Source organism: uncultured Dialister sp. (assembly GCA_900314595.1).
Lineage (GTDB): Bacteria > Bacillota > Negativicutes > Veillonellales > Dialisteraceae > Dialister.
Genome location: OMVW01000002.1, coordinates 140,922 through 153,523 on the forward strand (window position 1 = coordinate 140,922; position 12,602 = coordinate 153,523).

General features: G+C 42.2%; 12 protein-coding genes. 10 read left to right on the top strand and 2 right to left on the bottom strand.

The window, feature by feature from the left end; translation table 11 throughout:
- The first annotated feature begins 38 nt into the window (after positions 1-38).
- From QZN42_RS01655 to QZN42_RS01700, 10 genes are all read left to right on the top strand, one after another.
- Positions 39-893, top strand: coding sequence for a TlyA family RNA methyltransferase (locus tag QZN42_RS01655; protein WP_296953980.1), 855 nt, complete (start codon positions 39-41; stop codon positions 891-893).
- Positions 865-1,740, top strand: coding sequence for an NAD(+)/NADH kinase (locus QZN42_RS01660; protein WP_296953981.1), 876 nt, complete (start codon positions 865-867; stop codon positions 1,738-1,740). The genes QZN42_RS01655 and QZN42_RS01660 overlap by 29 nt, the downstream gene beginning before the upstream one ends.
- Positions 1,741-1,894: 154 nt before the next feature.
- Complete coding sequence (gene rplU / locus QZN42_RS01665) at positions 1,895-2,203, top strand: 50S ribosomal protein L21 (protein ID WP_296953982.1); 309 nt, start codon at positions 1,895-1,897, stop codon at positions 2,201-2,203.
- Complete coding sequence (locus QZN42_RS01670; RefSeq protein ID WP_296953983.1) at positions 2,203-2,529, top strand: ribosomal-processing cysteine protease Prp; 327 nt, start codon at positions 2,203-2,205, stop codon at positions 2,527-2,529. The genes rplU and QZN42_RS01670 overlap by 1 nt, the downstream gene beginning before the upstream one ends.
- Before the next feature lie 5 nt (positions 2,530-2,534).
- Positions 2,535-2,819 (top strand): 50S ribosomal protein L27, encoded by a 285-nt coding sequence (gene rpmA, locus QZN42_RS01675; protein WP_296953984.1) that lies wholly within the window; start codon positions 2,535-2,537, stop codon positions 2,817-2,819.
- Between the two features lie 159 nt (positions 2,820-2,978).
- Positions 2,979-3,770, top strand: coding sequence for a 4-hydroxy-tetrahydrodipicolinate reductase (gene dapB, locus QZN42_RS01680; RefSeq protein ID WP_296953985.1), 792 nt, complete (start codon positions 2,979-2,981; stop codon positions 3,768-3,770).
- Positions 3,771-3,779: 9 nt separating this feature from the next.
- The gene (locus tag QZN42_RS01685) at positions 3,780-4,817 is read left to right on the top strand and encodes an aspartate-semialdehyde dehydrogenase (protein ID WP_296953986.1); all 1,038 of its coding nucleotides are present in this window, start codon (positions 3,780-3,782) and stop codon (positions 4,815-4,817) included.
- Positions 4,818-4,854: 37 nt separating this feature from the next.
- Positions 4,855-5,766 carry a 4-hydroxy-tetrahydrodipicolinate synthase gene (gene dapA, locus QZN42_RS01690; RefSeq protein WP_296953987.1) on the top strand — a complete coding sequence of 304 codons (912 nt, stop codon included), beginning with the start codon at positions 4,855-4,857 and terminating at the stop codon, positions 5,764-5,766.
- Between the two features lie 149 nt (positions 5,767-5,915).
- Positions 5,916-6,500 (top strand): xanthine phosphoribosyltransferase, encoded by a 585-nt coding sequence (locus QZN42_RS01695; RefSeq protein WP_296953988.1) that lies wholly within the window; start codon positions 5,916-5,918, stop codon positions 6,498-6,500.
- A 9-nt stretch (positions 6,501-6,509) separates the two neighbouring features.
- Positions 6,510-7,829 (top strand): uracil-xanthine permease family protein, encoded by a 1,320-nt coding sequence (locus QZN42_RS01700; protein WP_296953989.1) that lies wholly within the window; start codon positions 6,510-6,512, stop codon positions 7,827-7,829.
- Between the two features lie 58 nt (positions 7,830-7,887).
- On the opposite strand, the gene QZN42_RS01705 is transcribed toward QZN42_RS01700, so the two are convergent.
- Both QZN42_RS01705 and QZN42_RS01710 read right to left on the bottom strand, forming a co-directional pair.
- Entirely contained in the window at positions 7,888-10,668 is a 2,781-nt protein-coding gene (locus QZN42_RS01705; RefSeq protein WP_296953990.1) for a heavy metal translocating P-type ATPase, read from the bottom strand.
- Between the two features lie 172 nt (positions 10,669-10,840).
- On the bottom strand, positions 10,841-12,565 hold the full coding sequence (locus QZN42_RS01710; RefSeq protein ID WP_296953991.1) for an NFACT family protein: 1,725 nt from the start codon (positions 12,563-12,565) through the stop codon (positions 10,841-10,843).
- Between the last annotated feature and the right edge of the window lie 37 nt (positions 12,566-12,602).

Genomic DNA, 12,602 nt, shown 5'->3' on the forward strand with positions numbered 1-12,602 from the left:
ATCTGCAAATCCTGCTGGTTAAATTTTGAGGTTCAACTGTGTCAAATCAAAAAGTAAAAAAAGAGCGGCTCGATGTTCTTCTTGTGGAAGAGGGATTTTTCGAAAGTCGGGAAAATGCTAAAAGGCATATTATGGAAGGAATTATCCTTGTCAATGATGTTCCTGTCGACAAGGCTGGTACGAAAGTTCCAATAGATGCCAGACTCAGAATTAAAGGCCATGTCATGCCTTATGTGGGTCGGGGCGGCTATAAACTGGAGAAAGCCATTAAATCCTTTCATATCGATTTAAAAGACCGGGTCATGGTTGATATCGGTGCATCTACAGGCGGGTTCACCGATTGTGCCCTTCAAAACGGGGCAGCAAAAGTTTATGCTATAGATGTCGGTACTAACCAGCTCGACTGGAAGCTTCGGTCCAACCCAAAAGTCATTAATCTTGAAAAGACCAATATTAAATTTGTAACAGAGAAAACATTGGGTGAAAAAGTAGATTTTGCTTCTTCTGACGTATCTTTTATATCCGTCACAAAGATTATTCCTGCGGTAAAAGAAATTTTGAAAGAGGACGGTTCCCTCGTTATACTGATTAAGCCGCAGTTTGAGGCGGGACGGGAAAAAGTTGGCAAAGGTGGTATTATTAGAGATAAATCGGTTCATGAGGAAGTTATTTCCGATACACTGGATGCCTTTGAAAGAGAGGGACTGTACTGCTGGGGCCTGACATTCTCTCCCATTAAAGGTGGTTCAGGAAATATGGAATTTCTGGCTTGGTTGAGAAAGGATGAGCCCGAGACCCGTTTGGCACCGGAGAAAATTCATGAAATAGTGGAAGAGGCCCATGTCATTCTGAAAGGCAACGCAAATGAAATTCGGAATCTACCCCAACCTTGAAAAAAAGGATTTAAAGCAGCCGCTTTTTCAGCTTTTGCAAATCCTGAAATCTGAAAATATTTCTTATACGCTCCCGAAAGAAATGAAACCCGGAATTGAGTCACTTGGATTTGAAAATGAACGCTATGAACCCACGGTTTCCATGAGGAAGAAAGATGTAATCCTGTCTGTTGGGGGAGATGGTTCTTTTCTGGGAGCTGCCCGTATTTTCAGGAATTCACCGGTCCTTATGGCAGGTATCCATCTTGGAGAACTGGGCTTCTTAAATACCATTACCTGTGAGGATATGGAAAAAAGGATTCATATGATACTAAATCATGATTTTCTGGAAGAGTCGAGGGTTTATCTTTCGTCTTTTATCCTTAAACATGGCATGGAACGGAAAGAACTTCCTGATGTTCTTAATGATGTGGTGATCGGGCATGACCAGATTGGCCGGTTAACACGACTTCGCTTTTTCCTGAATGGTCATTTTATACAGGAATACGCTGCGGATGGATTAATTGTATCTTCGTCGACTGGATCCACAGGTTATTCCTTATCCTGTGGCGGTCCTGTGCTGGGGCCGGAAGATGATCATATCATTGTCATTCCCATTTGTGCTCATACATTGCAGCGATTTCCCATTGTCCTGAAAAATACGGATACTATTGAAATTACGGCTCCCGAGAGGGAAGGGACGCTTCATATCTCTCTGGATGGTGCTTATGATGAAGAATTCGATAATTCGGATCGCCTTATAATCAGGGCATCCTCTAAACCAATTCGATTTATCCGCTTCAGGGATCAGGAATTTTTCTCCAGCATTTCAAGAAAACTGGTTAGAAAAATTTTTGAAAATCAATAATTTATTTCATATTTTATTTGACTTTCCAATTAAATAAAGTTATAATATTTAAGTCATTGTACATGGTGCTATGGCGCAACCGCACGGAAATGGCTCATACAAAATGCAGAAATGCTGCCGTATCCGGCGAGTATAGTAAAGAGGAGGTGCACAAATGTACGCAATCATTAAAACAGGTGGTAAACAGTACTGTGTTGAAGAAGGCAAAGTCATTACCGTTGAAAAGCTTGATGCTGAAAAAGGTGCTGAAGTAACTTTTGAAGAAGTTCTTCTCGTATCCGGTGATGATGTAAAGATTGGCCAGCCCACTGTTGCAGGTGCCAAGGTAACCGGCAAGGTTCTTGAACAGGGCAAAGCTGCAAAAATCCGTATTTTCAAATACAAAGCTAAATCCAACTACCGTCGTCGTCAGGGTCATCGTCAGCCGTTCACAAAGGTCCAGATTGAAAAGATCGAAGGCTGATGATTACTGTAACAATGCATACCAGCCAGGAGGGTCTTTATGACGGATTCCATATTGACGGGCATGCAGACGGTTTTGAAAAGGATGGGGAGTACGATTTGATTTGTGCCTCTGTCAGTGCCATTACCTTAACTATAGCAGCAGGACTTCGTGATGTTCTGCATATGGAAGGAACCTTTGATTCGGATTTTGGGTATATGGATGTTCACCTTGATTCTCCCGGAGATTTAAGGGGACAGGCATTGATCGAAACGATGGTCAATGGATTACAGGAAATTGACAGGCAGTATCCTCATCATTTAAAGATTCTTGATAAAAAGGGGTGAATTTCATGTTACTTTTCAATCTTCAGTTATTCGCTCATAAAAAAGGTGTTTCCAGCACAAAGAACGGCCGCGATTCCAATGCACAGCGTCTTGGTACCAAGATGCATGCAGGACAGATTGCTAAACCGGGCAACATTATCGTTCGTCAGAGAGGTACTCACCTCCACCCGGGCCTGAATGTAAAGCTTGGCAAAGATGATACTCTCTTTGCTACAGCTGAAGGCAGAATTGCATTTGAACGTCTTGGCAGAGATAAAAGACAGGTCAGCGTATATCCTGTAAATGAATAACAGTTAAAAAAACCGCAAGGTCTGATAAATCAGCTTTGCGGTTTTTTTATGCCATTTTCAGATTTTGTATTGACGGACTCGAAATTTTATACTACCATAGTTTTAAATTAAAATTATAGGCCTTTTATGCTTATATGCTATGATAGGGGGAGATTAAATATGATTCAGGTACTGGTAAACGGGGCTGCCGGACGCATGGGAAGTGAGGTTGTCCGTACGGTTGCTGCAGAAGAAGGACTTATTGTCTGCGGTGCAGTCGATCCCGGAGCTGCCGGAAAGGATTTGGGTGAAGTTGTTGGAACTGGCCATAACGGTATTACGATTTCACCTTCCCTTGAGGAAGCTTTTGCAAAAGGAAAACCTGATGTAGTTGTAGATTTTACAAGTCCGAAGGTCATTTATAAAAATGCCAGATATGTATTAGAACAGGGCGTAAACATGGTTATCGGGACCACCGGCCTGACTGCTGAACAGAGAGCAGAACTGGCCGACATAGCTGATAAAACCGGTGCCAACGGGCTTGTTGCGCCGAACTTTTCTCTTGGGGCAGTGCTTCTTATGAAAGTATCTGCAGAAATAGCAAAGTATCTGCCGAATGCTGAAATCATTGAACTGCATCATAACCACAAGTATGATGCTCCCTCAGGAACGGCAAAATTAACGGCCGAAAAAATGGCTGCTGCCCGTACAACAGATTCAGAACCGGATGCAACAAAAGAAAGTCTTCCCGGTGTGAGAGGCGGCAAATATGAAGGAATTACTATTCATTCAGTTCGCCTTCCCGGGTATGTGGCTCATCAAGAAGTTCTTTTTGGCGGTTATGGTGAAATCCTTACACTTCGGCATGATTCTCTCGACAGGAAGTCTTTCATGCCCGGTGTTATGCTTGCCTGCAGAAAATGCATGACCATTAAAGGCCTGGTTTATGGTTTGGAAAATTATTTGGAATGAGGTGCTTTTATGAGTAAACTCCCACGCGTTGCGATTCTTGGTGCTACCGGCGCTGTAGGCCAGGAATTTATTAAACTGATTGAGGAAAGAAATTTTCCTTTCTCTTCTTTAAAACTGCTTGCATCCAAACGTTCAGCCGGCAAGAAACTTACCGTATGCGGCAAAGAATATACTGTAGAAGAAGCAAAGCCGGAATCCTTTGAAAATATCGATATTGCCCTTTTTGCAGGCGGGAGCATCAGCAAGACACTTGCTCCGGAAGCGGCAAAGAGGGGGGCTGTAGTCATTGATAATTCCTCTACGTTCCGTATGGATCCTGAAGTACCGCTTATTATACCTGAAATCAATCCTGAGGATATTTCCTGGCATAAAGGCATTATTGCAAACCCGAACTGCTCCACTATCATCATGCTGATGGCACTGAAACCTATTTATGATTTATCCAGAATCCGTCGGATTATAGTAAGCACTTATCAGGCAGTTTCAGGTGCCGGCAAAGATGGTATTGACGAGCTTCTTGATGAAACTGTGGCTATTGCCCAGGGCAAAGAATATACACCGAAAATTCTTCCCTCCGCCAGCCTCCCGAAACATTATCAGATAGCTTATAACGTAATTCCACAGATTGATATCTTCCTTGAAAACGAATACACCAAGGAAGAAATGAAAATGGTTAACGAAACACATAAGATCTTCCATGATAACAAGATTGCTATTACTCCGACAACTGTTCGGGTACCGGTAGTTAGAAGCCATGCGGAATCCGTTTATATTGAGACAGAAAAGCCTTTAAGTACAGATGATGTCAAAAAGGCAATTGCCGGCTTTAAAGGAGCTGTTCTGGTGGATGATATTAAGAACATGATTTATCCTATGCCTCTTGACACATCCAATAAGACGGATGTAGCTGTCGGCCGTATCAGAAAAGATCTCTATGAACCGAACGGAATCAATCTCTGGTGCTGCGGGGACCAGATTCGCAAGGGGGCAGCCTTGAATGCACTCCAGATTGCTGAATATATGCTGAATCACGATATGATTAAATAAATCTTTAAGATGATATTTTACAGGAGGAGGAAATAAAATGGCTACAGCTAAATTTGGTCGTGTCATTACTGCCATGATTACTCCATTTACGGAAGATGGCAGTGTTGATTATGAAAGTGCGGCTGCACTTGCAAAACATCTCGTTGAGCATGGCTCTGAAGGTATCCTCGTCGGCGGTACTACTGGTGAAGGTGCAACAATGACTACCGAAGAGAAGTTAAAACTTTATAAGGTCATCGTAGACACAGTAGGCAGAAATGCTTCCGGGAAAAAAGTACCGGTCATGGGGAATATCGGGACAATCAGCACCCTTGACTCCATCCGCTTTGGCAGGGAAGCTGCCAAAACTGGAATTGACTGTGCCCTGGCCATTGTTCCTTTCTATGTAAAGCCTAACCAGGAAGGCATGTACCAGCATTTCAAAGCTATTGCAAAACATGTGGATCTGCCCATTGTTCTATATAATGTTCCTGGTCGCACCGGTGTATCTATCCTGCCTGAAACTATCAAACGGATTGTAGATGAATGCCCGAATGTAGTAGGTATCAAGGATGCTACAGGAAACTGGGATCAGGTAACAAAGGAAAAGGCACTTCTTCCGGATGATTTCATGATTTACAGCGGTGATGATGCTTTTACTCTCCCGATTCTTGCCGGAGGCGGCGTAGGTGTTATTTCCGTTGCCAGCCATGTGATTGGTGATGACCTCCTGACCATGATTGATGAATTCCAGAAGGGACATCTGGAAGAAGCGATGAAGCTTCACATTAAGATGTACCCAATTATGAAGGGCATGTTCTTTATTGCCAGCCCGATTCCGGTCAAGACAGCCACTAATTTGATTGGACAGCCTGGCGGACACTTCAGACTGCCTATTGTAGAACCGTCTGAAGCAGAAAAAGCCCATGTTTACCAGATGCTGAAAGATTATGGAGGTCTGGTGAAATAATTTCTGAATAAAAAATTCCTTTCCTCAAGGGAGAGGAATTTTTTTGTGCTTTTCTCACCGCTCGTTTTTGCATTGACTTTTAGAGCATGATAGAATGAAATAAAATTATTTATTTTGAATGCATTTGTAATAAACAATGGAGGGAAACTGTGAAAGAATTAAATCTGCTGCAGAAAAAAATCCTTACAGATGGAGTTATCAAGCCTGGAAATGTTTTAAAAGTGGATAGTTTTTTAAATCACCAGATAGATGTGCCCTTTATCAGCCTGCTGGGACAGAAATTTAAAGAACTTTTTGATGATAGGAAAATCGATAAAATCTTGACTATTGAAGCCTCTGGTATCGGGATTGCCTGCCTGACTGCAATTTATTTCAATGTACCTGTCGTATTTGCCAAAAAATCAGCCGGCTCTAATATGGATAAAGATGTTTATGCTACGGAAGTGAAATCATTTACTCATAATAAGGTGAATCATGTTATTGTTTCAAAAAAATATTTGAATAAAGGAGAACATATCCTTATTATGGACGATTTCCTGGCTAATGGCTGTGCTGTCAAAGGATTGATAGATCTGGTCAATCAGGCGGAAGGAATCGTTGAAGGTGTGGGAATCTGCATTGAAAAAGGATTCCAGGGAGGCGGTGATGAACTCCGTTCTGAAGGCATAGATGTGAAATCTCTTGCAATTATCGATCAAATGGATCCCGTGACTGAGACAATCGTGTTCAGATAAGGAGATTATATGGATGATAAAGAAGATGCCATTTACCAGTTGAAAGGGGACATCTCTATCAGGAAGGTCATACCTTTCGGACTGCAGCATGTATTGGCAATGTTTGTGGCAAATATTGCTCCAATCCTGATCGTGGCAGGAGCGGTAAAAATGGACCCTGCGGAAGCTGCCGCCCTCCTCCAGTCGGCTATGATTGTAGCAGGCGTCGGATCCCTGCTTCAGATGTTTCCTCTCTGGAGACTTGGAAGCGGTTTGCCCATAATCATGGGAATCAGTTTTACCTTTGTTTCAACAGCTTGTGTAATTGGTACAAAGTATGGATATGGCGCCGTCCTTGGAGCCGCATTGGTTGGTGGTGTAATGGAAGGAATCCTGGGCCTTGGAGCTTCATGGTGGAAGAAATTCGTGCCTCCAATCGTATCGGCATCTGTAGTAACTGCCATCGGTTTTTCTCTTCTCCCTATTGGCGCTAATTCTTTTGGAGGTGGTTTTGGGTCTCCTGACTTTGGAGATGCCAGATATCTTGTTGTCGGTTCGGTTACGCTCGTTTCGTGTCTTATTTTCAATATAAAGGCACATTCTTACTATAAGCAGCTTTCAGTCCTTTTTGGTCTGATTGTTGGATATATTACGGCCTATTTTTATGGTATGGTAGATCTTTCACGAATTTTTGAAGTTTCCGCTGTCTCATTTCCAGCATTTATTCCTGTACCATTGGAATTTCATGCAGATGCCGTTCTTTCTATTTTTTTGATTTTTCTTGTTTCTGCAACAGAAACACTTGGTGATACAAGTGCTCTTTCAACTATGGGATTTGGGCGGCCCCCAACGAACCGTGAAGTATCCGGTGCAATTGCGGTTGATGGTTTTATTTCGAGCCTGTCCTCCTTATTTGGATGTATGCCGATTACTTCTTTCAGTCAGAATGTGGGCCTCATTGCCATGACTAAAGTAGTGAATCGTAAAGCCATCGGCTGTGGTGCCGTGATTATGATTCTGGCAGGGCTTATTCCGTCTTTGGGCGTTATCCTTGCTTCGCTTCCTGATGCGGTTCTTGGCGGCTGTACATTGATGATGTTCGGCTCTATTGTTGTAAGTGGGATTCGTATGCTTGGTGACTGCGGCTATTCCCAGAGAAATATGAGCATTGCCGCACTTTCTCTTTCCATCGGATTGGGGTTCACTCAGGTGCCGCAGATTTTCCATATTTTTCCTGATTTATTCAGGAGCGTCTTTGCTGACAACTGTGTGGCAGTGGTATTCATCGTGTCCATGGTCCTTAATCTTGTTTATCCAAAAGATAAGGAAGGACCCAGAATTGTAGAGTAATACAAAAAAAGAACCTGTCTGTGGCTCGTTGAACCACAGCAGGCTCTTTTTAATGTCTTTAAATCTTTATCTTAAGAAGACGGATGGAGTAGAGGATACAGAGAATTGTTACGCCCGTATCTGCGAAAACGGCAACCCACATATTTGCAAAACCAGCAAGACCCATAATCATTACTGCAATTTTTACAATTAGTGCAAAGGCCACATTCTGCCAGGCGGTTTTAATAACTTTACGTGCAAGTCTGACAGCTGTTGGAATGGCTCTGACATCGGAATTCAAGAATACAATATCTGCTGCTTCAATAGCTGCATCGGCCCCGCTCCCCATAGCTGCTCCGGCATCAGCACCTGCAAGTACAGGTGCATCATTAATTCCGTCGCCCACGAAAAGTACTGAACCCTTTTTCTCACGTATTTCTTTCATGATGGAGAGTTTGTCCTGTGGAAGGAGATTGGCATACACATCGGTAATGCCTGCTTCCTTTGCAATATTCTCCGCGTTGGCTTTATTATCACCGGTCAGCATAACAGGGGTAATGCCCATATTCTTTAATTCGTGAATGGAAGCTATCGCGTCATTTTTTAAAGCATCGGCGATGATAATACATCCGAGTAGTTCTTTACCTTCAGCTACATAAATCAGAGTGCCGATACCATTATATCCGGCCATAGCATCAGGTGAAATTCCTGCTTCCTTCATCAGCCGATCGTTTCCGATGTATACATTCTTGCCTTCAAGTTTTCCGGTGACTCCATAACCTGCTTTTTCATGCAGTTCATCGAGAACCGGGAGTTTATATTCTTTGCTGCCAGCTTCTTCAACGATAGATTTTGCAATAGGATGGGTAGAATAGATTTCACCGGCTGCAGCGAGAGATACGATATAAGAATCTTCTTTTGAAGACGTTTTAATGACTTCACGGACTTTGAATTTGCCTTCTGTGATGGTACCGGTCTTATCCATAACAGCAGCTTTGATTTTGGCAAGTGTTTCAATAATTGTGCCGCCTTTGAACAGGATACCATCCTTGGAGGCAGTACCAATTCCTGCAAAGAAGGCAAGCGGTACTGAGATAACCAGGGCACAGGGGCAGCTGATTACGAGGAAAGTCAGGGCCGTATAAATGCATTTTTCCCAATCTGCATCGAAAGCAAGCGGGGGAATGAATGCCACTATTAATGCGACAAGTACCACAACCGGGGTGTAAATTCTGGAGAAACGGGTGATGAAACGATCAATTTTAGGTTTGCTGGCTACAGCATTTTCTACGGAATCCAAAATTCTGGTAACCATGGATTCGGCAAGAATCTTGGTGACCTGCATTCGGATAGTTCCCGTCATATTAACACAACCGGAATCAATGCGGGAACCTTCTTCAGCAGCAACCGGTTCAGGCTCGCCGGTCAGAGCGGACGTATCGATTTGAGTAGTTCCTTCTATAATCATTCCGTCCAGCGGAATTCTATCACCGGGGCGGAGGATGAGAATATCTCCTACTTTGGCGTCTTCTGCAGGAATGGTTTCGGTTTCTTCTCCATTGACGCGAATAACAACTTCAGGACGAAGATCTACAGCATCCATGATCTGTTTTCTGCTTCGACCTGCTGCCAGATCCTGCAGGTATTCACCAATCCGGTAGAAGAACATAACGCCTACGGCTTCGGGGTATTCCTGGATTCCGAAAGCACCAAGGGTGGCAACGGTCATGAGGAAAGTTTCATCAAAGAATTCGCCGTGAGTAATATTTTTCAGTGCATTCCATACGATGGGCCCGCCAAGAATGATATAGGAAATGAAAAAAAAGATATTTCCAGCCAGTTCACTGAAATTGAAAATATTCCCGGGATTATAATGCATCAGCATACCGATTACAAAAAGGATTCCGCCGATAACGAGCTGTCCTTCTTCGCCTGTCAATTTCTTCAGGGCTGACTCTTTTTCGTCCTGTTCATGAGCTGCACTGCGTTTTGGGAGACGTACTTTCTTATGAATTTCAGTGGGGGACTCCACTTCATTGCACTTTTCAGTAAGTAATGGGATAAGGCTGTCCGGATTCTCTGCAGTGAGACGCAGGGTCTTGGTTGCATAGGAAATGGAGGCGGAAAGGACGCCTGGCTGATGATTAATAAGTTTTTCCAGCTTGAGGGCGCAGGCTGCACAGTCAAGAGTGGGAATTTCATAAGTTTCAGTTTTGTACCCGATTTTATCGGATGGAGGGATGATACCGATGCTTTCATCAACACTTCGGCATACCTGCAGCACTTCTTTCAGGAGCTGATCCGGGTTTTCTTTGGAAATGATACATAATTCCTTTGTGGTAAAGGAAATAGCTGCAAAAAATACGGAGGGCATTTCCCTGATTTTCCCTTCCATTTTCGCTGCGCATTCCATACAGTCAAGGTGCTCCATATGGAAAATGTTTTTCGAATATTCTTTACCTAAAAAGTCACAGGTACAGTTATCCAGGGACTGACCGCAAATATCACAGGCCAAATCGGATTTATTTCCTTCGGCACAATGAAAATGACCAAATGCTTTTCTTTCGTCTGTCTTGATTTGTTTTTCATCTTCCATGATATCCGCTTCATTAGCTCTGTATTTATCCATTTCCGGATCATGGGAGTGGTCATGTTTTATTGGTAATTCTTCTTCCTCTTCATGATCATGATGGTGATGATCGTGTTCATGATTGTGGCTGTGCTCATGGTCATGATGACTGTGGTCATGTTCATGGGTATGTTCGTGATTGTGCTCATGTTCGTGATTGTGGTCATGATCGTGATCATTATGGCAATGTTCACAGATGTCTGCATGTTTCAGGTCTTTTTCTTCCTGCATGTTTAATTCCTCCTTGGAAAATATTTTCTTATGCCCAAATTTTAACATCCTTCCAAAGGAGGGTAAATGGTTGATGAAAACACTTTAATTTTTCAAGTATCAGAATCGATGAAAGGGATAAATAAAAACAGCCGACTGATAAGGAAAAACGGAGTCGGCTGTACATTGAATTTTATTTTTTTATATCTGTGGGAATGGCCACAATCGTCTTCTGATGGGTATAATTAACCAGACCGGGAGGACTATCAGGAATTTTTTTAACATATTTGATAAAAGTATAATCCACATCCACTTTACCGGAATCTTTTCCTTTGCTGTTAAAAGCAGCCAGCGCAGCAACTTTCTCTATTGTAGAAAGCGGAACAGACTGGTTATCTGTCTCGATAACGATATGGGAACCGGGAATACCTTTGGCATGGAACCAGAGATCTGATTTCCCGGCTTTATGAAGGGAGAGATATTCATTCCTTATATTACTGCGGCCTATGAATACATGAAAACCATCAATAATCCGTTCTTCTATGTTGAGAGGAACTGTATTTTTGTGGGCAGGTTTTCTTTGAGGCTTCATATACTTATCAATGCCGGAGGATTTAAGTTCGTCCTTGAAGTAATTGAGTTCCTGACGGCTTTTTATTTGCTCTGCGAAAAAAAGTGATTCATTGAGGTAGGCTAGTTTATTTTTACATTCCTTTAATTTTTTCTGGCCAATAGCAGAACGGGTTTTCATTTTATTGTATTTTTTAAAGTAAAGCTGGCTGTTAGCAGTTACGTTCAATAAAGGATTAACCGGGATTTCCTCATTTTCAGGAGGATCTTTAAATAAATTGGCTATGGTTAATTTATCTCTATGATTGATCTTTTCATAGGCGTAAATGGAAAGAAGCGTTCCCCATAGTTTATATTGTTCCATAAGCTTGGTTTCTTTCATTTCCTCAGAAATCTTAAGGATTTTCCTCTCTTCTTTTTTTATCAGGCCTCTCAGATGCTTTGTGTATTCCTGCACTGCTGCCCTGATGGAACCGGCACCGCTTTCTGATGCTTCTGCAAGCCAATTTAGAATGTCTATTTCTTTTCCATTCGTTTTAAGAAAGGAAAGGGGAATCGGCGATATGATCTGTTTTCCATTTTCTCGATATAAGTAGCAGATTTCTGAATCTCGGAGTCCATATGAGAGTTTTATTATTTCTTCTGCCAGTTTATTAGTTTCTTCATTCGTTAATTCATTTATTGGGTTAGTATTTAAAATAGAGCTCCTGAAAGCAAGTTCATTAACCAGATATCTTGAAAAACCGTTAAAAGATGCGAAAAGCCATTCATCTAACGGTATAGGCGCTTTATTACCATACGTCAGAATTCCCAAAATTTCATTTTCGCTGAACTTCATAAAATCCATGCGGGATGAATTCGCTGGCAGTTTATATTTTTCACCGGCAATCAGAAGCCGGTCTGCTTTTTTCCCTCGAAGGCAGGCATCTATAATGATGTCGTTTTCTGTGAGAATGATATTGGGTGAAGCAGGCAGTAGTTCAACCCAGAGGTTACGGGTAACGATTTCTCCACCTGCTTCGATTCGGTCAAAAGAAATACATATGATACGATCCATTGAAATTTGTTCCATGCCGGAAAATCTGGCACCTTCCAGATATTTTCTAAGAGTCATGCAGAACGTCTGAGAGGGAGAATATTGCTTTTTGTTTTTCCCTTGGGAAGCAATATAAATAACCGGTGGATTATAAGTATTTAGAACAAGATTGATGGGACGTCCTTCAGAAGTAAAGAATTCGATGTCCATTATACGGTTGTCAATTTGATGGATCTGACGGATTTGAGATGACTTTAATGTTTTGTTCAGTTTCTTGACCAGAAGATATAAAGCGGCGCTGTCAATCTGCATAACAAACCCTCCTAAAGCAATTTTTATTAGTATAGCA

Bases quoted from the DNA above. Each gene is read 5' to 3' on its own strand.
- QZN42_RS01710 (WP_296953991.1), bottom strand. From the start codon at position 12,565: ATGCAGATTGACAGCGCCGCTTTATATCTTCTGGTCAAGAAACTGAAC.
- QZN42_RS01705 (WP_296953990.1), bottom strand. From the start codon at position 10,668: ATGCAGGAAGAAAAAGACCTGAAACATGCAGACATCTGTGAACATTGC.
- QZN42_RS01700 (WP_296953989.1), top strand. From the start codon at position 6,510: ATGGATGATAAAGAAGATGCCATTTACCAGTTGAAAGGGGACATCTCT.
- dapA (WP_296953987.1), top strand. From the start codon at position 4,855: ATGGCTACAGCTAAATTTGGTCGTGTCATTACTGCCATGATTACTCCA.
- rplU (WP_296953982.1), top strand. From the start codon at position 1,895: ATGTACGCAATCATTAAAACAGGTGGTAAACAGTACTGTGTTGAAGAA.
- QZN42_RS01660 (WP_296953981.1), top strand. From the start codon at position 865: ATGAAATTCGGAATCTACCCCAACCTTGAAAAAAAGGATTTAAAGCAG.
- QZN42_RS01670 (WP_296953983.1), top strand. From the start codon at position 2,203: ATGATTACTGTAACAATGCATACCAGCCAGGAGGGTCTTTATGACGGA.
- QZN42_RS01685 (WP_296953986.1), top strand. From the start codon at position 3,780: ATGAGTAAACTCCCACGCGTTGCGATTCTTGGTGCTACCGGCGCTGTA.
- dapB (WP_296953985.1), top strand. From the start codon at position 2,979: ATGATTCAGGTACTGGTAAACGGGGCTGCCGGACGCATGGGAAGTGAG.
- rpmA (WP_296953984.1), top strand. From the start codon at position 2,535: ATGTTACTTTTCAATCTTCAGTTATTCGCTCATAAAAAAGGTGTTTCC.